The 19,691-nt window shown below is 69.3% G+C and carries 17 protein-coding genes and 1 pseudogene; 7 read left to right on the top strand and 11 right to left on the bottom strand.

What is annotated here, in order from left to right; all coding sequences use genetic code 11:
* Positions 1-105 precede the first annotated feature (105 nt).
* From AB852_RS26465 to AB852_RS26455, 3 genes and pseudogenes are all read left to right on the top strand, one after another.
* Complete coding sequence (locus AB852_RS26465) at positions 106-1,092, top strand: TniB family NTP-binding protein (RefSeq protein WP_073792697.1); 987 nt, start codon at positions 106-108, stop codon at positions 1,090-1,092.
* Positions 1,089-2,045 carry a TniQ family protein gene (locus tag AB852_RS39940; RefSeq protein ID WP_079184937.1) on the top strand — a complete coding sequence of 319 codons (957 nt, stop codon included), beginning with the start codon at positions 1,089-1,091 and terminating at the stop codon, positions 2,043-2,045. Before AB852_RS26465 ends, AB852_RS39940 begins: the two co-directional genes overlap by 4 nt.
* A 255-nt stretch (positions 2,046-2,300) precedes the next feature.
* A pseudogene (locus AB852_RS26455) lies at positions 2,301-2,630 on the top strand (helicase associated domain-containing protein); the annotation flags it as partial.
* Between the two features lie 39 nt (positions 2,631-2,669).
* On the opposite strand, the gene AB852_RS26450 reads toward AB852_RS26455, so the two are convergent.
* The 3 genes from AB852_RS26450 to AB852_RS26440 are packed head-to-tail and all read right to left on the bottom strand — an operon-like array spanning position 2,670 to position 6,006.
* Positions 2,670-4,511 (bottom strand): coiled-coil domain-containing protein, encoded by a 1,842-nt coding sequence (locus AB852_RS26450; RefSeq protein ID WP_079184936.1) that lies wholly within the window; start codon positions 4,509-4,511, stop codon positions 2,670-2,672.
* Complete coding sequence (locus AB852_RS26445) at positions 4,508-4,990, bottom strand: ABC-three component system middle component 2 (RefSeq protein ID WP_107499353.1); 483 nt, start codon at positions 4,988-4,990, stop codon at positions 4,508-4,510. Before AB852_RS26445 ends, AB852_RS26450 begins: the two co-directional genes overlap by 4 nt.
* Complete coding sequence (locus tag AB852_RS26440; protein WP_143201285.1) at positions 4,987-6,006, bottom strand: ABC-three component system protein; 1,020 nt, start codon at positions 6,004-6,006, stop codon at positions 4,987-4,989. The genes AB852_RS26445 and AB852_RS26440 overlap by 4 nt, the downstream gene beginning before the upstream one ends.
* Before the next feature lie 618 nt (positions 6,007-6,624).
* Here AB852_RS26440 and AB852_RS26435 point away from each other — a divergent pair.
* Positions 6,625-8,172 (top strand): Mu transposase C-terminal domain-containing protein, encoded by a 1,548-nt coding sequence (locus AB852_RS26435; RefSeq protein WP_178391121.1) that lies wholly within the window; start codon positions 6,625-6,627, stop codon positions 8,170-8,172.
* On the opposite strand, the gene AB852_RS26430 is transcribed toward AB852_RS26435, so the two are convergent.
* Positions 8,148-8,939, bottom strand: coding sequence for a replication-relaxation family protein (locus AB852_RS26430; RefSeq protein ID WP_073792694.1), 792 nt, complete (start codon positions 8,937-8,939; stop codon positions 8,148-8,150). The genes AB852_RS26435 and AB852_RS26430 overlap by 25 nt on opposite strands.
* A gap of 383 nt (positions 8,940-9,322) precedes the next feature.
* Entirely contained in the window at positions 9,323-9,793 is a 471-nt protein-coding gene (locus tag AB852_RS26425; RefSeq protein WP_073792693.1) for a hypothetical protein, read from the bottom strand.
* A 260-nt stretch (positions 9,794-10,053) separates the two neighbouring features.
* On the opposite strand from AB852_RS26425, the gene AB852_RS26420 reads away from it, so the two are divergent.
* The gene (locus AB852_RS26420; protein WP_073792692.1) at positions 10,054-10,503 is read left to right on the top strand and encodes a hypothetical protein; all 450 of its coding nucleotides are present in this window, start codon (positions 10,054-10,056) and stop codon (positions 10,501-10,503) included.
* 1,117 nt (positions 10,504-11,620) lie between these two features.
* A complete protein-coding gene (locus tag AB852_RS26415) occupies positions 11,621-12,067 on the top strand; it encodes a hypothetical protein (protein WP_073792691.1) in 447 nt (148 codons plus the stop codon).
* A 317-nt stretch (positions 12,068-12,384) separates the two neighbouring features.
* Here the strand turns inward: AB852_RS26415 and AB852_RS26410 are convergent, their stop codons facing one another.
* The 4 genes from AB852_RS26410 to AB852_RS26390 form a co-directional block, all read right to left on the bottom strand.
* Positions 12,385-13,731, bottom strand: coding sequence for a cytochrome P450 (locus AB852_RS26410; protein WP_073792690.1), 1,347 nt, complete (start codon positions 13,729-13,731; stop codon positions 12,385-12,387).
* Complete coding sequence (locus AB852_RS39935) at positions 13,728-15,044, bottom strand: terpene synthase family protein (protein WP_073792689.1); 1,317 nt, start codon at positions 15,042-15,044, stop codon at positions 13,728-13,730. Before AB852_RS39935 ends, AB852_RS26410 begins: the two co-directional genes overlap by 4 nt.
* Before the next feature lie 553 nt (positions 15,045-15,597).
* Positions 15,598-16,107: a hypothetical protein gene (locus tag AB852_RS26400; protein ID WP_245876928.1), complete on the bottom strand. Its 510-nt coding sequence runs from the start codon at positions 16,105-16,107 to the stop codon at positions 15,598-15,600.
* A 433-nt stretch (positions 16,108-16,540) separates the two neighbouring features.
* Entirely contained in the window at positions 16,541-17,191 is a 651-nt protein-coding gene (locus AB852_RS26390; protein ID WP_245876927.1) for a TetR/AcrR family transcriptional regulator, read from the bottom strand.
* A gap of 331 nt (positions 17,192-17,522) precedes the next feature.
* Between AB852_RS26390 and AB852_RS26385 the strand changes: the two genes are divergently transcribed.
* Complete coding sequence (locus AB852_RS26385) at positions 17,523-17,897, top strand: hypothetical protein (RefSeq protein WP_073792687.1); 375 nt, start codon at positions 17,523-17,525, stop codon at positions 17,895-17,897.
* Between the two features lie 196 nt (positions 17,898-18,093).
* Here AB852_RS26385 and AB852_RS26380 read toward each other — a convergent pair whose 3' ends face one another.
* Both AB852_RS26380 and AB852_RS26375 read right to left on the bottom strand, forming a co-directional pair.
* Positions 18,094-18,969, bottom strand: coding sequence for a sigma-70 family RNA polymerase sigma factor (locus AB852_RS26380; protein WP_073792686.1), 876 nt, complete (start codon positions 18,967-18,969; stop codon positions 18,094-18,096).
* Positions 18,966-19,349: a VOC family protein gene (locus AB852_RS26375; protein ID WP_073792685.1), complete on the bottom strand. Its 384-nt coding sequence runs from the start codon at positions 19,347-19,349 to the stop codon at positions 18,966-18,968. Before AB852_RS26375 ends, AB852_RS26380 begins: the two co-directional genes overlap by 4 nt.
* Positions 19,350-19,691: the final 342 nt, after the last annotated feature.

Raw genomic sequence — 19,691 nt, 5'->3', positions numbered from 1 at the left:
GGCACGAGCGATACGCGGGCCAGCAAGTCGCTTTCGGCGGCGAGGCGTTCTCCCGGTGCCGCGGCAAGCGCCGGCGGCGACGCCCCTGATCCGCAGCCACAGGCGGTGACCACCTGGGACGGCTTCCATGCCTTCGTCACCACCCCCGCGGCGGCTCCTCCCCCGCCCGGCACGCCGTACCGCAGCCGTGAGGAACGCCTGGCCTATCACTCGCGGTTCATCACCGTGCGCACCCCGGCCATCGGTGCTCTCGCCAAGAACGTGCGCATGCTGATGATCCTCGGCCGCCACCAGGCGGTCACCGCACGGCCGTCCCTCATCGTCACCGGCCCCGCAGGCGCCGGGAAAACCACCGCCCTGCTCCAGGTCGGACGCGCCTGCCATCTCGCCCACATCCGCCGCCACGGCCCCGCGGCTACGGCCGGGCAGATCCCGGTCGCCTACGTCCTGGTCCCGCCCGCCGCCAGCGCGAAGACCCTCGCCGCCGAATTCGCCCGCTACCTCGGCATCCCCGTCACCGCCGGCATGTCCCAGGCTCAGATCACGAACGCCGTCTGCCACACCTATACAGCCGCCCGGGTCCAGCTGGTCATGATCGACGAGATCCACCGGCTCAATCCCCGCACCACCACCGGCGCCCAGAGCGCCGACCTGATCAAAGACCTCACCGAACGCATCGGCGCCACCTTCGTCTACGCCGGAATCGACGTCACCACCACCCCCCTGTTCACCGGCGTGCGCGGTGCACAGCTCGCCGGACGCGCCTCCCTCATCGACTGCGCCGCCTTCCCCGCCCGCCTCGGCGACGAAGAGCCCTTCCGCGACCTCATCACCGCGATGGAGAGCGCGCTCGACCTGCGCCATCACCGGCCCGGAACCCTCCCCAAGCTGGCCCCCTACCTGCACGAGCGCACCGCCGGCCGCATCGGCAGCCTCGCCCGCCTCATCCGCCAGGCCGCCATCACCGCCCTCATCGACGGCACCGAACGCATCACCAAAACCACCCTCGACGCGATCCGCCTCGACCACCTCGCCGAACAGCACCACCGCCCAAGCGGCTGGCCGCGAAGCCCGAACACCAGCAGCCCGTGAGCCGGACAGACGTCACAACCCGCGCCGCGGTCGCAGCGTCCCCCGCCCGGCGCGCCGTTCTCACCACAGAGGTATGGCTGCGGATCCCCTCAGCCGCACCGGGCGTGTTCCGCGTACGTCCACTGCCCGGCGAAACGACCGCCTCCTACGCCCAACGTCTGGCCGACGCCTACCGACTGACGTTGCCCCAGCTCCTCGACAGCGCCGGTATCACCCTCCACGGCCACGGCACCCTGCCGGCTACCGAACTCCACCTCAGCCCCGCCGCCCGCCGTCGCCTCGCCGCCCTGGCCGGCATCTCATTCCCCCATCTGACCCGCGCCCTGCCTCGCCTCGCCCCCAACGACGACGCCCACGACATCGCTGCCACCGCGGGCTGGAAGCGGCTCCAGGCCGACCTGCAGCCTGTCCGCGCCTGCACCCTGTGCACCCGCCACCGCAGTCACGGCGCAACCGGCACCGCCTGGAATCATCGGCCGCCGCACCGGCTGGTGTGCCCACGGCACCACCAAGCAGCCCCCGACCCACGACTCGCCACCACCATCCGCACCCAAGGCGTGCCCGAACTCGCCGCCGCACACCACGCACACCAGCGCCTCCTACGACACCCCCGAGCTGCCACCGCCTGGACCGCGGCGCGGGCCATCACCACCCGCTGGTACGACCACCAGCAACACCTCACCCACCGCTGGCACACCCGCCTGACCCGGCTCTGCGCGACCAACCCCCACCTGACCACCACGGGCAACGCCTCCCCAGCCCTGCTGACCCGCGACCTGGTGACCTATCCCGAAACCGTTGCTCTCGCCCGCACACTCGCCGCCCTCCCGAACCCGCCACACCACACCACCGACGACGCCCTCAGCCTCATCGCCCACCGACTCGGACTGTCCCGCCTCGCCAGCAACGCGAACGATCCCCTCCGGGTCTTCCTCACCCACACACGCCACTGACCAGCATCGTCCGGAACCCCAACCCTCCAGAGAACGCAGCCGCCTATAGACGCACCACCACATTTACGAGAAACCCAAGATCAATCCCACACAACTACCGGACCACAGACCAAGCGCCCGAACGACCAAACCGAACACGCCAGCAGACCACGCCCATCACGCCCGAACACAGCCGCTTCAGCCGTCCTGAGTCCCACCCCAAAGACGGGACACCAGACCAAAACAGTCCAACTCCCTGAACATCACCGATCCGTCACAGAGCAGCAGGAGCGGCTGGCCGCGCTGGGCATCAAAGCCACTGAAGCCCCGTCTCCCGCCCCAGCGAAGGCGTCCGCGGCGAAGGGCCCGAGCAAGGCGCAGCAGGCGTTCCAGCGCGGCCTGGCGGCCCTCGCGCAATGGGTGGAGCGGGAAAGCGCGGACCGGCCGGTACCGCGCGGGCATGGTGAGCCGATCGCGGTCGACGGCGAGGCGGAGCCGGTGATCGTGAAGCTGGGCGTATGGGTCTCCAACACCAAGAGCCGGCGCGACAAGCTCACCCAGGAGCAGCTGGACGCACTACGGAAGCTGGGCGTCGAGTGGGCCTGACCAAGGCACGCGCGACTGTCCATATTGAGCGGCCGGTCCTCACTGCCTGTCTCGGGGCGGGAAGAATCCCTGGCGTACCGAGCCGTCAACGCTGAATGCGTGGACGGCAGCACGCCCCCTGATGCTCGTTGGCGGTGTGGGGTTCTCAATCACGATGACCTGGCCCAGTGGGTTCTCGAGGAGGTCCTGGTAGAAGTTCTCGACGACGTCGGAAGTCATCAGCTCGGGACGTTCTTCTTCCGGGTCTTCGGGCCGGCGGTAGGTGAGGACCGGCGTGTCGAGTACGACGAAGCCCGGGTGGATCAGGTCGCGGGCTGTGTTTCTGCGCGCGAGTGACACTGCGAAGGCGGCGTGGAGGATGGACCGCATGCCCCTGCCGCGGCTCTTTCGTGGCTGCCCGTCAACGGAGAGCTCGGCAGTCGTCGGGTCGTAGATGACGTGGTTGTTCCCCGGAACGTGCCAGGCTTCCAAGGTCGCATGGATCATGCGCTCGAAGTCGGCGACATCGGCGGCGGGAATGCCGTCGGGGCGGGCAGCCGGCAGAGCAGGGGCCACGGTGGACAGCGATGCTTTGAGGTCTTCAAGCTGCTGGATCTGAGCGTGCAGGGCCAGCTCGCTTTCGACCCGTGAACGGACGTTCAGCAGCTCGGTGGTGTCTGTGTCGACCGGCTGCATCCGTTGATCGAGTGCGCGGAGCTCCGCAGCGTTGAGCGTGAGCTGTTCGTCACGGGCGGCGCGGGCCGACTCTATGTCCGCTGCCTGCTCTTCCAGATCTTCGATCATGAGGAGCAGGTCGCTGAGCAGATCGGTTGTCTTGCGTGTCTCCGCAGATACAGACGCTGCCAGCTGAGTGCTCTCGGCGACGTGGTGCTCCGGGTGCTGGTGCTGAGGCTCGGCGCCGCAGAAGACGCAGGTCCCGGTCTGGAAATAGCCCAGGAGGGTTCCGGCTTCACCGACCATCTGTAGCCGGGCCAGGTCTGACTCGTACTGCTCTTTGAGCAGAGCGAATCGCGCCAGCAGCTGCTGGACCTCGGCGGCTTGCTGCTGGGCCGCGAGGTCGATCTCTTCCAGGCCCCGGCGGTCGCGCAGAAGGCCGGTGCGGACCTCAGCGAGCTCGATGGCGGCGGCGGTCACCTCACCCAGGGACGCCTGCAGGCGGTCGAGCCGCTCCCGCAGTTGCGACTGGTTCGCCTCCATCGTGAGCTTCTCGCGGGTCTCGTCGATGAGGTGGTCGATGACCGCAATCTTGCCCTTGCCGAACTGCTTCTCCAGATTGCTGGGCGCGGCAGGGCGCTCCGGCTCCTCCTGTCCGCTGAGGAGAAGTTTGAAGACCGACTTCTCCCTGGTCTCGTTCTGTGGCATCCGGGTGCCGAGCACGGGGGACCTCTGGTCGGCCATGCGTGTGTCGTTGACGACGGCCAAGCGGGCCAAGTCCCGGAAGTTGAGCGGCAACGCCTTGCCGCCCGAGTTCTGGAGAACCCTTCGGCCGTCGATCCCCAGCACGGTCAGCAGGTAGCGGGAGATGTTCTTCTTCGACTTTGCGTTGTGCTTCGACTTGAGGGTCTCGTCCGCTGGCTCCGATGGCACCTCTCGGAGATCGTGGTTGAACACCTCGATGGTGTCGCCGCCGATGGCCCGGGACAGGGTGAGGCTGCGGCCGTCGCTCACGCGCAGGCCCAGAAGGATGCGGGTGTAGCCGTCGCCCTCCGGAACTGACTTGAGTTCGCTGGCGCCCAGCATGTAGTCCACGGCCTCTTCGACGTAGGACTTGCCCGTGTCGGAGGCTCCGTAGATCACCGTCAGTCCAGGGCTGAATTCCATCGCTGCTGGGGGCTTGTCCATGCCGAGGAAGGTCAGGTGTACGAGCGTCAGCCTATTCACAGGACGTCCTCTTCTCCCAGGTCGGCGGTACTCACCTGAAAGCGGCCAGACCAGCGCTGGGTGATCTGCTTCATGCCCTCGCGAACGTCCGTTCCTTCATGCATGTAGGTACTGGTCAGCCAGTCGGCCCGCTCGATGAGCTGGCCGACGTAGGGGGACTCCAGGGCACTGAGGAAGCCCGCTGCCTCGTCCGTGGCCCCGTACATGAAGCCGTCGTCGGTGGTCGTCATGTCGGCGAGGCCAGCACGCAGCAGGACCATGAGACCCTGCTCGATAAGGTGGCGGCGCAGGCCGAGCTCGCCGGGGCCGGCGGGGAGATCGGGGTGGAGGCTGGCCGGTCCGTGGTCGAGGTCGCCGCTGTGGAGCATGGCGTGGTCCAGGTAGACGAGCTGGGCGACGTCCAGCCGACGGGGGAAGGCCTCTGACAGGAGGACCAGAGCGCGCATCCCGGCCTCCACGGGGCTGTTGAGGGGGGTCACAGGGCCTCCTCTTTGCACCAGGTCAGCCGATCATCGTTGGCCAGACGGTGGCACATGCCCTTGAGGTCGATGACCTTCACCACGGGGGCGAGGATGTTCGCCGGGTTCGGTGTGTGGGCGACAGCCGCGTCCAGTACGGCTTCCAGCCGTGCGTAGCCGCTGGCATGGTCGCGGTCTTCGATCTCGATCACGGCGTCGTATAGGTCGGTTTCGATCGCGGTGTAGGTCGCTTCCGGGACGCTCTCCTGGGCGAAACGCCAGAGTGACTCGGCGTGGAAGAAGGCGGCACGCTGTCGGAAGAGATGGCCGCTGACTTTCGCATGGTCGCGGGCCTGTTGCAGCGTCTCCAAGGCGAGGCCGTGCTTCGCGTTGTAGGCGTCCAGCAGCTTGCGGACGTAGACAGCTTCGTGTGGTGCCTGGTCAGGTGGGGCCGGATCGGCGGCAGGGCGCTGCTTAAGCGGTTGTGGGAAGCGCCTAACGTGGTGGGGGGTCGCAGCGTGCAGTTTGAGAATCTCTTCGAGGTTCCGGGCTTCGAACATCGAGAAGTCCGTCGCCTGCGCCAGCGCGCCCACGGCTGTACGCATCTCCGGGGTGAGCTTGGGCTTGGTCCCGAGCTTGGAGTTTTTGTCGTCCCACGCCGCGAAGAACTCGTCCTTCAGCTGGGGTGGGTTGAGCAGGAGTCGTTCGAGTCCCGTGCCAATCTTTGGTGCGACGAAGACATAGCGCGTGGGCAGCTCGTACGTGCCGAGGATCTTCGCGACGAAGATCTTGACCATCTCTGGGAAGGCGTCTGATTGCCCGAGCGGCTTGACGTAGTGCTTGCACTGGTAGCAGTGCCACTCGCCCGCCGTCCCTTGCGCTGAGAGACAGGCTGCGACGTCCGCTCCGCGGTCGCCGGCCCCACCCATCCGCTGCACTCGGACGTAGGGGCGACCAGACCATGAGCCGAACTGGCGGACCCACTCGACGGTGAAGTCCTCCCAGTCGTCCGCGTCATAGATGTACTGCAGGTACACCTGGGGTGTGGGCGTGGGAGCGCTCTGGGTCGGCGGGGCAACCACGACGACCTCTGGTGATTTGGGCTCCGGAAAGCCCTCGAGGACCGGCCGGGCTCCGTCTCTGCCCGGCTGAAGTGCTCCTGCCATATTCCGCCCCCGACCTGTCACATAAGATCACGCACCGCAGTGATATCACTACAGATGGCCTACCAGGAAGCCCACAGCAGATGCTGGCAGTTGCCGTGGGCCCGAACTCATGAAGATGTCAGCGCGGCGCCCGTCCATCGCCTGGCAGGCCGGGCTATTCAGCGGTAGAGGCTTCAGCGGCCATGGCGGGTCAGCCGCTTGCGTATCTCGGCGGCGCCGGGGATGGAACAGACCTCTCTCCTCTGCTTTCGCGTGGGGAGGTGTCGTTTCCAGGCGAGGCTTGCCCAACCGGCCTGCCGTTCTACCGGCGGGCCGCCGCCACGCCGTACCGGATGGCGACGGTTGCTGTCAGTCGTATGCCGAAACCGGTCAGTCGGATGCTGAACGCCTGGCATACCTGGGGCCAGGGCGGCAGAGCGTGCCGCCCAGTGCTCGTGGGAAGGGGCCATGATGCCGGGACGGCGCGGCGAGGACCCTGAAGACGGCCCGGTGGCGGTGTTCCCGCCGGCGTCGGGTCGGGCGGCGGCGATGCCCCGGCTGCTGGACCTCGACGGGCGTGGTGAGCTGAGGGCCGCGCATGTGCGTCTGGTGGCGCAGGCGTTGGGGAAGTCGGAGCGGACGGTGTGGCGGTGGCTGGCCGCTGCCCGGGAGGACCATCGCCTCGCCCGGGTGGAGTCGTCGCATTTCACGGTCACCACGGAAGTGAGGCGGCTGCTGGCGCTGTGGGGCGGTAACGCCTCCCGGGTCCACGCCGAACTGGTGCAGCGGGCGGCCGGGGATCCGGACGCGCCCGCGGTGCCGTCGCTCTCCACGTTGCACCGGGCGATCCGCCGGGACCTGACCCGCGGTGAGCGGGCCGGGCTCAAGAGCGGGGAAGCCGCGCGGCGCGCGCATGACGTGTTCGGGCAGCGGCCGGCCACGCACCGCAACGCGGCGTGGGAAGGGGACCACAAGCACGTGCCCGTCGAAGTCGATGTCGAGGGTGAGCTGGCCACGCCGTGGGTGACCTGGTTCATCGACTGCGCCACCAAGGCGATCACCGGGGTCGCGGTCACCGCACACGCACCGAGCCGGGACGCGGTGCTGGCGTCATTGCGCATCGCGATCACCCGCAGCGAGCCGTTCGGGCCGGTGGGCGGGCTTCCTGGTGAGATCCGGGTGGACCGGGGCAAGGAGTTCCTGTGCCAGGCGGTCAGCGCCGCGATGGGCGCGCTCGCCGTCCCCGTCACCGACCTGCCCGCCTACACACCGCACCTGAAGGGCACTATCGAGGCGCTGAACGACGCGGTGGAGGAGATGTTCCTCGTCTCCCTCCCCCGCTACACCGGCCGCCAGAGACTCACCGGCGGCGCTCTCGCCGACCCCGATGCCCCGCCCCTGACGTATGAGGCGTTCGTGGGGCTGCTGCTGGACTGGGTGACCTGGTGGAACACCCGCCACCACCCGTCCGCGCTCAACGGGAAAACCCCCCTCCAGACGTGGCAGGCCGACGCGACACCACTCACGGACGTGGCCGCGGGGCAGCTGGCGACATTCGCTCTGGAGGACGACGGGCGTACGTACACGATCAGTACCAGCGGGGTGCGGTGGCGCCGCCGGGACTACCTCGCCCCGTGGATGAACGGCCGTACCGGCACCAAGGTGTCAGTACGGCACCTGCCCCATCACGACGACACCATCGAAGTCTTCGACGCCGCAACCGGCCGCCACCTCGGCTCGGCGTTCCTGGCCGCCGCGGCAAGCCGGGAACAGATCCGTTCCGGCCAGGCAGCCGCAGCCGCGATGTCGATGTCATGGTTCTTGTCCCGCCTGCTGTGCCTCATGCTCGGGTCTCCTCCGCTGGTAGTGGTGTCGACGTCTCCTTGGTACGCCGGGTCCGGGGCGCAGTGTGTGCCTGGACCCGGTTCGTCCCGCGCGGTGGCACGGGGACTTCGGCGCCCGTCCCGCCCGCCGGGGCCGGACGCCGGACAGCCCCCTCCGCAACGGGGGCGTGCCCGGCGTTGTGCGCAACCTCAGCGGCCGAGCGTCTCCGGGTAGCGCTGGCGGCGCCGGTCCGGGTCATCCGTGCCGATCTCGTACCAGGGCTCCCGGCGCTTCAGTCGGGGCAGGGTGTTCACCCAGACCTCGATGGTGATGCCGCGGACGTCGGCGGCGAGCGCTTGGGGGCGGTTGTCGAGGAGGTGCTCCGCCTTGCCCGCCAGGACTACATGCAGTCGAGGGAACGTCTCGGAGCGGGTGTAGCGGTGGCGCTGCCAGAACGGGAACGTGCCGCCGATCGTGCCGCGGGCGCCTTCCCAGACGCGGTGCCCGGCGTAGCGCTCGTAGTCCCAGACCTCACGGGCGAGCCGGGCCTGGGGCATGGTGCCGTTGTCGAGCTCGAAGAGGCGCACCTCGCTGGTCTTGGTCGGCCACGCGAGGACGGCGTCGGTGTTGAAGCTGAGGCCGGTCTCCTTGATGGCGTGGTTGACCTCCACCTGCCAGCCGGTCAGATGGTCCCGGCAGCCGAAGGCGAGGATCGTGTCCGCCACCGCGATCCCGTGCGGACCGAACCCGGCCGCGACGGCCTTCGCTCCGGTGCCGGCCTTCGGTCGGGGAGGGAGCTCGTTACCGTCGGCCAAAGCCTTCTGCCCCGCCACTGTCAGGTTCCAGATCGGGTGCCGCCCGGCCTTGCCGTTCGTATCCGCCAGCCCCAGCTCCGCCAGCCTCTTCATCGCCCGACGCACATACGACCGGCCATCCCGACCTTCGGCTGTGCTCACTTGGGCCAGCTGACGGACCGTCGCTACCCGCACACATCCCAGCATCCGCAGCGCGTCAGCCCGTACCTTCCCGGCCGTGGGAGCGGACCTCTTCCCCTTCGCCGACGTCTCAGGGGAAGGGAGAGAGGTGTCGACCTTCCCGGAACCCCTTGGCCGGGCGGTGTGACCTGCGGTGATCGGGACGACGTGGGAATCGTTCGCGGCACCGTTCACGGCACTGGATTCCGAAGCGCCCGGTAGGCGCCCTGCACCCCTTGTCCAGTTCGGAAGCGGCTCCGGGTCGGGCTGCCGGGCGCTGTTGTTGTACATCATGACGTGGCTCCTCACGCAGGTGGCGCGGGGGTCCGGATGGAATCCCCCTCACTTGCTAGAGGTGTCGCGAAAGCCAACGGTGTGACGAATCACTGATCACCGTTACCGAGCCGTGATCATCCGGTAGGCGCCGCGCAGAGCTCGGAGACGATCGCGAACGAGGTCGTCACCATCGGCACCGACATGGCCGGCGGCATCACCGCGTGCGCGGTGTGGCCGTGCACCAGACGGTTGCGGATCCTACGGCCGTCATCGAGGTACTCCGCCTGCCGGGCCGTGAGGAGGCCCGCGTCGGCGCCCTGCTTGATGAGCTGGTGCAGCGGCTTCTTGCCCGCGTCCGGGATCCGGTCGCGCAGCACGATCTCCACCGCGATCAGGGAGTGCATGACCGCCACGGTGGAGAACTCGTAGCAGTAGTACGACTGGCGCAGCAGCTCGCGCGCCGTACGCAGGACCGTCGCCGCGGCCTCGGGCACACCGTCGGGCACGACCAGGTCCTCAACGAGGTCGTGCATGTCGGCGTAGCAGGTGACGAAGTAGTGGGCCCGTTCGTCCGGGACCGGGAACGGCAGGCGCTGCGTGGTCATCCCCGCAGTCTCCCAGCGGCGCGCCCCGGGCGGCAGCGGCTTTCCCCTGGTCATCGCGCAGCGTGCCGGGACGGACAATTCCCCCCTGTTGAAATGGGCGGTATGTCGCATGTAAAGGACGTGGTCAAGGAGAAACGCGGGGCGCGGCCGGGCCGTGGCTGCTCACCGTCGGTGCTCGGACTCTGTCCACAGGGCGCGGATTCGAGGGTGTCTTCGAGGCCGCCGCGATCAGCAGGGCGGCCCGAACGTGGGGAGCTGCCATGCCCGAGAACACCGTCACCACCCCGCTCGCCCCGATGGAGCTGGGCGACGTCGTCGACGCCTTCGCCTACATCCGGGCGCTGCAGTCCGGCGAGATCGACACCGCCGGCGCGGTTGCCAACGACACGGGCCCGGAGATGCGCCGGCTGCTCCTGGATGTCGCCGCGCGCATCTTCATCCCCATCACCGCCGTGGACGACTGCGACGGGGAGCCGTGCGCGCACTCCTTCCTGGCCGCGGCGCTCGGACGGCTGCTGCTGGAGGTCCTGTGCCACGCCGACGGCGCCTGCCTGGCCTTCCCGCCGGGCATCGCCCAGACCATCATCCGCTTCACCGACAACATCCTCACCGAGGACCACGGCGATGTCGCCGACGTCCTGCGCCAGCTGGAGGCCGCGGGGATGAAGCAGGCGGTGGAGGCGGACCCGGTGCACCGCACCACCGCGTAGAGCGCACCAGCGGCGTGTAGGGCGCACCGAGCCCACCGGTGGTGCGCATCGTGCGCGCGCCACCGGTGGGAGGCGCGCGCACGATGCGCACCGTGGACCGCGCCGCGCGCATCCCGTGCGCGCACCCGGCCCCGGGCGCAGCACACGGCAGCGCCAGGCAGGCGGGTTCAGAGGTCCGTGGCGATGCCCCGGTACCCGGGCCCGAGGGCATCCACACCTCCATCCGGGAACGGAAGCCGCCGTCCCGTCGGCCGCTCCTCTCGTCGCTCATCCCTTCCCTCCCTCCCCTGCTCGCCTCTTCCCTTGTCGGCCGCTCCCTCCGTATCGCTTGCCGCACTGCGCTGTCTGTTCGTTCTCAGCCTGGATACCGGCCGTCCCGGCCTCTCCCCGCGTGCCTTTCCACCCCCGCTCCTGTCGACTTCACCGGGCTCCTCAATGCTCCTGGGGGTCCCTGAGAGAAGTAGTCGGCGCAGCCGAACCCCCTTGGCCAAGGCACTGACCTGCCGATTTCCCCGCCCTCCCCATGACATCGAGGCGATTCGTAAGGCGACTCGTAAGGCGACCTGCGGAAGCTGGCGTCTGTCCGTTTTCAGCCTGCTGCCGTCCGTACCGGCCTCTCCCCGCCCCTTTCCGTCCCCGCTCCTGTCGACTTCGCTGGGCTCTTCATTACTCTGGGGGTCTCTGAGAGAAGCAGTCGGCGCAGCCGAACCCCTTTGACCAGGGCGCTGACCTGCTGATTTCTCCGTCCCGCCCATGACGCCGAGGCAAGTCGTAGGGCAACCTGCGGAAGAGGGACGTGGGGACGGGCTCGGTGTCCGTCGCGAGCGGCCCGGCCCCGGGCCGGATCACCGCCATCGGACCGGCAGGGCCAGCGGCTCCTCGGGTGGCCGCCGGTCGGACGCCGGTCGTTTCGGTGGACCAGAGCCATGGGCCGGGCGCCCCAAGGGCCGGTACTGATCAAGGGGGTCCGGTATGTGACGGCTAGACCCTTGACCAGACGGTTCGCACCGGTTCGGAAAGGGGGGAGAAATCTCCGGCCGCTGTCCACAGGGCCTGCGCCCGAGGCTGTCCGAAGCCGTCGTGATCAGCACGGCAGCCCGACGACAGGAGTACCCCTGTGCCTGACACCACCGTCGCCGAATCGCTCACTCCGATGACTCCTCACGCGGTGACGGCCGCCTTCGACCACCTCCGCGCGGTGCAGGCCGGCGCACTCGAAGTCGCCGCCGCCCTCGCCGCCGCCGAACCGCGGACGTCCGCGATCCTGGTGGACGTCGCCACCCGGATCGTCGCCCCCGTCACCGCCCTGCCCGACCCGGACATGGACGCGGCGTGCGCGGACGCCTTCGCCCTCGATGCCCTCGGAGGCGTCTTCCTCAGCGCCCTGCGCACCTGGGAACAGGCGGGCCCGGACGCTGCCGAGGGCATCGCCCGCACCGTCATCCGCTTCACCGCCGACGTCCTCACCGAGGACCACGAGGACATCGACGACATCCTCCGCCAGGCCCTCGACGCACATCCCACACTGGCCGGTGCACATCCGATACGGCCCGGCATCGTGTAGAACGCGGGCGCATCCCCGGCCGGGTGCGGAGGGGTCAAGGCCCGCTGGGTGGTTCACACAACTGGCTGGCCTGCGGGGTTGGTCGCGCCGGGCGAGCCGTTGCACAGGCTGAGCAGGTGCGCCAGCACGGTGATGTGACCCCTATTTGGGGGGGCGAGTGTGTAGCCGTTGAGTGCTGGAGCCGTCGGGGCAGCGATGATCCGACGGCGTGCTTGGCCGGGCCGAGCACGCCGCACCGCCCAGGCGGGTGGGCCTTCGTCCTCTGTGGGCTGAGTGAAGCCGACGCGGGGTGTGCAGGGTTCGGGACCCGGGCGGTGCTATGTGCGGGGCCTGAGGCGCATGTGCAGCCGTTGCGGGCTGAGTGTGAGGGCCAGGGCGGGGCGGACGGGGCGGCCGGGCAGGGGTTCCAGGCGCCATCGTGCGGCGATCGTGGCCAGGATGATGACGGCTTCGGTGATGCCGAACTGGTCGCCGACGCACTTGCGGGCGCCTCCGCCGAACGGGATGAAGGAGCCGTCCGGTGGGTTGAGGTGGCGGGAGCTGCTCCACCGGTCGGGGTCGAATTGCTCGGGGTTGTCGTACTGGTCGGTTCGGTGGTGGATGAGATAGGGGCTGTAGAAGACGGCCGTGCCGGCGCGGACGGGGTGCGTGCCGAGGTGTGTGTCGGTGGTGGTGGTGCGGCTGACGAGCCAGGCTGGCGGATAGCGTCGCAGGGATTCCATGAGGACGCGGCGTGTGTATTCCAGCCTGGGCACGTCGTCGAGTGTGGCTGCGGCGCCGGCGAGAACGCTGTCGGCCTCGGCGTGGAGCTGTTCTTCGATGTGGGGATGCTGGGCCAGTGCGTGCAGTGCCCATGCCAGGGTGGCGGCCGCGGTCTCGATGCCGGCGAAGAAGAAGGCCATCAGCTGGTCGATGATCTCGGCGTCGGAAAGGTTCTGGTCATGGCCGTCTTCGGGGGGATCGGGGCTGCCGAGGAGTACGGACAGCAGGTCGTCGTGGCCGGTGGCGGCGGAGCGGCGGTCTGCGGTGGCGCGGACCATGGTCCGGCGCAGGCGGGATCGGGCCTGGTAGTAGCGGCGGTTGCCGGGGGTGGGGAGCGTGTTCAGGCGCGGTGGTGTGATCATGCGCCGGAAGATGCCGTCCGTGATGGCGCCGAGGTCCTCCAGTACCTCGGTGATGGCGGTGGGGTTGAGGGTGTCGGCGAACATGGTTGCCACCAGGCCCTGGGCGACGATGTTCTGCATCTCGGTATAGGCGTCGATGGTCTGGCCGTCGGTCCACGAGCCGGTGGCGGTGTCGGTCTGTTCGGTCATCAGGCGGGCGTACGCGGGCAGGCGGGCAGGGTGGAAGGCGGGCTGGACCAGCCGTCGCTGGCGGCGGTGGTCGGTATGGGGGCAGAGGGGCAGGCCGTTGCCCAGGACTTCCCTGCCCTGGTCGAATGCCGGGCCGCCTTTGTCGAAGGTGCGGTCGTTGACCAGGACGTGGCGGGTCAGTCCCGGGTCGCACACCAGAAGGGCCTTCTTGGGGCCGATTCGGATGTGGACCAGGTCTCCGCGGGCGGGCAGTGAGGTGAGGAATTTCAGGGGGTCGCGTACCAGTGGCAGGAGGTGGCCGAGGAGAGGCAGCGCTCCCGGTGCCTGGCTGATCGGAACGTCCGTTGTCATAGCTGTCCACTCTCCGGTCGGCGGTGCGGTGGATGAGGCGGGGACGCGGGGTGCGCGGGGCCGGTTGCTGCGGGTGGAGCCTGGTGCCGGATCCGGGGAGGCGGAACCCGCGACCCCGCCGGTTCAACCCGGTGCGCCCTGGGTGCTTGGGGCTTGGCGCGTGCGGGCGTGGAACGGCACTGCCCGGTGACCCGCTGTCCGTCATGGGGCATCCTCGGCGGCGCCGGGCATGGCCGGCGGGGATTCTGTGCGGGGCCTGTGCCGCGGTTGCTGCCGGGGTCGTCAGATGAGTGTGGCGAGGTGCTGCACGGGGCCGGTCGCCGGGTCGCGCGGTCGGTGTAGCGGGCGGTTTCCTCTGCCCAGAGGGCGTTGCCGGTCATCCAGGTCTTGAGTCCTTCGACCATTTCGGTGAGGGCTTGGCGGTCGTCGGGCTGCAGGTGGGGGTAGAGGACGGCCTCGGCGCGGCTCTCGGCGGCGAGGAACCGTCCGACCTGGACGTCGACCCGCTGGGCGACGAGATCGGCGGCTTCCTGCAGGGAGACGTCGAGTTTGCTGGTCAGGACCACGACATAGTTGCAGAGGTCGTTGAGGCGGATCTCCTCGGGCGCGGAGTACAGGTCGTTGACCCAGGCCACGACGTGGGAGGCGGCTTCGCGGATGGTCGCGATGTCCGGGTTGCGGATCAGGTGTTCGGGCACCGGCCTGGCGGTGGCGACCTCGATGAGGTCGGCGGAGACGTACATGGCACTGGTCAGGAGCCGGTGGGCGCAGTACGCGTCCTCGTCGAAGGGGGTTTCGGAGGAGTTGATCTCCGACTGGCGGACGTGCGAGTAGAGGTAGTCGGTCATGTCGTGGACGAGGCGGTTGGTCCACGCGGCGGTCATGCCCGGCCGGGTGCGGGCCCACAGGTCGGCCAGTCCTTCCCGGATCCTCGGCACCGCGAGGACGTCGCCCGCCCGGTGGCGCCCGGTTCGCGGAGCGGTGCCGAGGAAGGGAGCGATGAACTGGTCGGCGATCTCGGTGGCCACCTCCGGGTCGCGGGCCTCCACCGTGTCGTCCAGGACGTCGTCCAGGACGAAGTAGGCGCTCGTCCAGTCCGCCAGGACGTATAAACGGCCGACGGAGGCGTGGGGACAGACCCGGGCGGCCAGCCTTCCGAGCAGGAACGAGTCGCAGACCTCCCGCACTTTCGGGCTGTTGGCGATCATGCCCATTTCCTGTACCCACGCCTGGGTGTGCTGCTGGGTGCGGTCTTCGTGGGGGTGGAGCCCGGACGGCAGATCGAGGCGGAGCCGAGGGACTGCGAGATCCATGAGCACTCCCTGGTCCTCGTCCTGACAGTGGCGGGGCAGCGGCCCGCCGGTTCCTTTCCTTTCAAGAGAGCCAGTCCCACCCCAGGAAGGGAAGGTCTCGGTAACCAAAAGGGCGTGAACGTGTTGAACGATCCCCGGCAGGCGAACCAGGGGGCGGGCCAGACGAAGGCCCGCTAGGAAAAGCACCCTGAGGGCGGGGGGCGAGGCGGATGGTTCTCGGGGATCGCACGCGGATGCGAACGGGGCGAGGTGTGCTGCCCGTCGTTGCTGGTGGGAGAGGCTTCGGTATGGTGCGAGGCGGCTAAGAGATCATCTCATTTGGCCGCGCACCGGCCCGGCGTGCACGGCATCGCCGGTGACGATGCCGTGCATCGCGGGGGACGGTTCCCGTGCATCCGGTCCGCGCCGGGTGCACGGGAACCGGAGTGTCCGGCATCGTCCGGCGATGCCGGACGCTCCCGCACGACGGCCCCCGCCTGCCGGTGGAGACCACTCCGTCCAGTGGACCCCCGCGGCACCGACCGGCCGGTGGGCTCCACTCGCCGGGGTCCGCTCAGCAGCCGGCCCCCGGGCCGCGGTGCGGTCCGGGCTGCTGCGGGCGGTGCGCCTGCGCCTGCTGGTCACCCGCGCGCACCGGCCGCGAGGGCTCGTCGGCATCCCCCTGACCGACGTACTGGGCTGCCCGCTCTCGGGCCTGATCCCTCGCCCGCTCGTACGCCTTCTGGATATGGCGCAGCTGTTCGGCGGTGAGGTCGAGGGCTTCGACATCGGTGCGTGACTTCTTCAGAGCGCGCACCGCGGTCAGGTCGACCGCTTCCCGGGGTTCGGCCTCCTCCGGCTCCTGGTCGTCGTCGCGGTCGGGCTCGGTGGCCGGGGGCGGGAGGAACTGTTCCGGCATGACGGCCTGCTGGTGCGCGACCACGTCGTACCCCCGCCCGGTGGCGGTGAGGGTGGTGCGGAGTTTCTCGCGGACCACCCCGGCGGCGAGGACGGCCCGGTCGTAGCGCAGCGGGACCCTGGGGATCTCCCACTCCCCCGCCACCTGGTCGGGGAGCCGGAGCACGTGCGGGGCACCTGTGTCGGACGGGGCCTCGTCCGGGAGCCGGAGGGTGGGCGGCGTGCCCGTGTCGGCGGGAGCCGGTGGTCCTCATCCGGGATGGCCGGCCGTCGGCGGGCGGGCTTGAGGTCGGCCTCGGTCCAGCGGGTGGTGTAGAGGCGGTGGGCCATGGTGCCGCTGTGCAGCGTCCCGGAGTCGGTGATGTCGAGGCAGTGCGTGGCGATGGCGGCGTCCACGACCTGGTCGTCGAGGCCGGGTTCACGGGGGCGGCCCCTCAGGACGAGGGCGAGGTGGCGTCGCGCTTCGGCGAGGAGGTGACGGCGTTGGAAGGTGCCGTCCTTGTTCATCACGAACAGCACCGCTGCCACGCTGGCGGCGGCCAGGGCGACGTCGACCACGGCCGGGACCCGGGCCAGAACTGTCCGGCAGTGTGCTCGGCTCAGGTGTGGGTGGAGCGGTGTCCGTCGAGGGTGAGGAGGTAGGCGATCGCCATGTCGGTGAGTTCGGCGGCGTAGCGGCGTCTGGCCGTTTCTCCGGTGGCGGGGTCGGGGCGTACGGCGTCGTGGTAGCAGGCGCCGAGGACGGCGCGGGCAGCGGTGTCGAGTGCCTTCTGCGGCTGGGAGCGGCGGATCTGGCCGGTGTACGGGGATGCCGCTTCGAGGAGGAGGTGGTGGAGTGCGGTGATGGTGCGGGCCCCGCGGTCCAGCGACCTGTCCCCCTGTGCGCGCAGCAGCTCCTGGAAGAGGCCGCTGCTGTCGGCGAAGGATTGCAGCAGGGCCTGTGCGTAGGCGTCGATGACGCCTGAGAGTGAGGGCTCGGCGGGTCGTTGTCGCTGGGCCACGTATTCCTCGCGGTGTTCGAGCATTCGCTCGGACAGGGCGGTGATCAGCTGTTCCTTGTCGTCGAAGCGGCGGTAGATCGTGCCGACGGCGACGCCGGCGCGTGCGGCGACGCCGGCCATTGTCAGGTCCTCCAGGCCGTCGGTGGTGGCGATCTCCTCGGCCGCCCGCAGGACGCGGGCCAGGGTCGCGGCGCTGCGGGCCTGCCGGGGTTCCCGGTAGGCCGCTGGACGCTCCGGCTCCTCGGTCATGTCCCACATGGCCCGCCGTACCACCTCCACTGGGCACTGCACTGTTTCCCCGACACTTTCCGCCCCCGCCCCCGTCGACTTCACTGGGCTCCTCAACGCTCCTGGGGGTCCCTGAGAGAAGTAGTCGGCGCAACCGAACCCCCTTGAACAGGGCACTGACCTGCTGATCTCCCCGCCCTGCCCATGACCGTCGAGGCGACTCGTAGAGCAGCCTGCGGAAGCTGGCGGCGGAAGCTGGCGTTGGGCCGGGCCTGGCGTCCCTCGCGAGCGGCTCGGCCCCGGCCGGATCACCGCCGTCGGACCGGCAGGACCGACGGTCGTCGATGTCCTCGTGGTCCTCGCTGAGGATGTCGGCGGTGAACCGGATGACGGTGCGGGCGATGCCCTCGGCAGCGTCCGGGCCCGCCTGTTCCCAGGTGCGCAGGGCGCTGAGGAAGACGCCTCCGAGGGCATCGAGGGCGAAGGCGTCCGCGCACGCCGCGTCGATGTCCGGGTCGGGCAGGGTGGCGACGTTCACCAGGAGCGCGGGCATCCGCGGTTCGGCAGTGGCGAGGGCGGCGGCGGCTTCGAGGTCGCCGGCCTGCACCTCCAGCAGCTCCGAGCCACCGCCCTCCGCCAGGCCCTCGACGCACACTACTGGCAACTGCGGCTATTCGGACTTGCGGAATTACAGGTCGGGATCCGGAGTGTTTCTCTGCATGGTTAGGCCAGCCCACTTCGGTCCCACGATCCTGTCTCCCGTCGTCCGCTGCGGACGAGCGTACTGTCTCGGAGGCATAACGCCAGTTCACAGCCCGCGCGGCTCCGGCCACGGCGGATGGCGTGTGGACTCGACGCCGGAGCGTGGTCTCGCCATCGCACCGGACACCGTCCTGTCGGAGTGCGGGGTGCTCGACACCGGCTCAGGTCTCGGCGGGCAGATGGATGGAGGCCAGTTTGGCAGGGTCGACGACGATGTGTATGCCGGTGATCCGTCCTTCGGTGACGGCGAAGGCGATGAGGGAGAGGGGGGTTCCGTCGGGGTGCCAGGACATGTGGCCGGGGATGCCGTTGACCAGCACGGGCCGATGGCGGGTGACCTCGCCGGAGAACATGCGGGCCCCGGAGGCGACCTTGGTGGCGCCGAGGGTGACGACCATGCCGTCGGATGTGTCGACGGTCAGCTCCACGTTCGGGTCGAGGACACGCAAGAGTGCTTCGAAGTCGCCGCTGCGGGCGGCGGCGCCGAATGCCTGGACGACCTCTCGGTGCTCGCGGCCGGAGCCCGCCGGTCGGTTCGTGGCGTGGACCTTGCGGCGGGCGCGGCTGGCGACCATCTTGGTGGCGGCGGTGGACTTGCCAAGGATCCGGCCGATTTCGTGGAACGGGACTGCGAACATGTCGTGCAGGACGAACGCCAGACGCTCGCTCGGGGTGAGCGAGTCGAGCACGACGAGCAGGGCGAGGCCGACCGAATCGGCCAGCGCCGCCTGTTCGTCCGGCGCGGGGTCCTCGTCGGGTATCACCACGAGGTTCGTGAACTCCTGCTCATAGGCGATTTCGGGGTGGGCTCGGCGGGATCTCAGGAGGTCCAGGCTGATTCGGCCGACCACCGTGGTCAGCCAGCCCGCCAGGTTGCCGATGGTCGCCGCGTCCTGACGGACGAGGCGCATCCAGGCTTCCTGGACCACGTCCTCGGCGTCGGCGTGCGAGCCCAGCACCCGGTACGCGACAGCGCGCAGCCGGTCGCGCTGGGCTTCGAACGCCTCAGCCACGAGAGCGGACGGGTGGGCAGTCACGACTTCCGCTGCTGACGGAGCGAGACCCGGTTGCCGTCCGGATCCACCGCCTCGATGCGGACCCCGAACGGATAGTCCACGGGTTCGGGCTCTTCGAAGACGACGCCGCGTCGGCGCATGATCTCGAAGTCCTTCCGCAGGTCCTTGGATTCGAGGATCAGCGGACCGGGCGCGCCCGTGCCTCCCGGCTGTCCTGCGGCCGGCGCGTGGGACCACAGGATGATCTGCACCGGGCTGTCGGGAACCCCGACGGTAAGGAAACGTCCGTCGGGCCCGGGGAAGTCGAGCTGCTTCTCCAGACCGAGTCCCTCGGTGTAGAACTCCAGCGCGCGGTCCTGATCCGTGACGTAGATCGTCACGTACATGATCTCGTTCAGCATCCTGCTCTCGATTCACTCGTCGATGCGACCGTTCGTGTGCGGTCGTCGCTCTCATGACGAGTGCCGACGGGAGAAGGTAACAAGACCGGTCCGCGGGGGCGGAAACGGAACACGCCTCACCGCTGATGCCTGAGAAGCATCGGGCGGGCTTCGTCTCGCTCTGCGGTCCCTGGGGCCGGACAGGTTCTCTGTGCGACCCCGTCGCCGAGACAGGGTTCGTGTTCGGCGGACCGCCGGTCCGGTGAAGGGATCTTGCTGATGGTCAAGCCCAGCAGCAAGATCCTTCAAGGCCGGTGAGCACGCCCAGTAGTTGGTGCGCAGCTCTTCCCGCTCCCCCGCGTC

It is taken from the genome of Streptomyces uncialis (assembly GCF_001905345.1).
Lineage (GTDB): Bacteria > Actinomycetota > Actinomycetes > Streptomycetales > Streptomycetaceae > Streptomyces > Streptomyces uncialis.
This window is presented reverse-complemented; position numbering and strand designations above follow the sequence as displayed.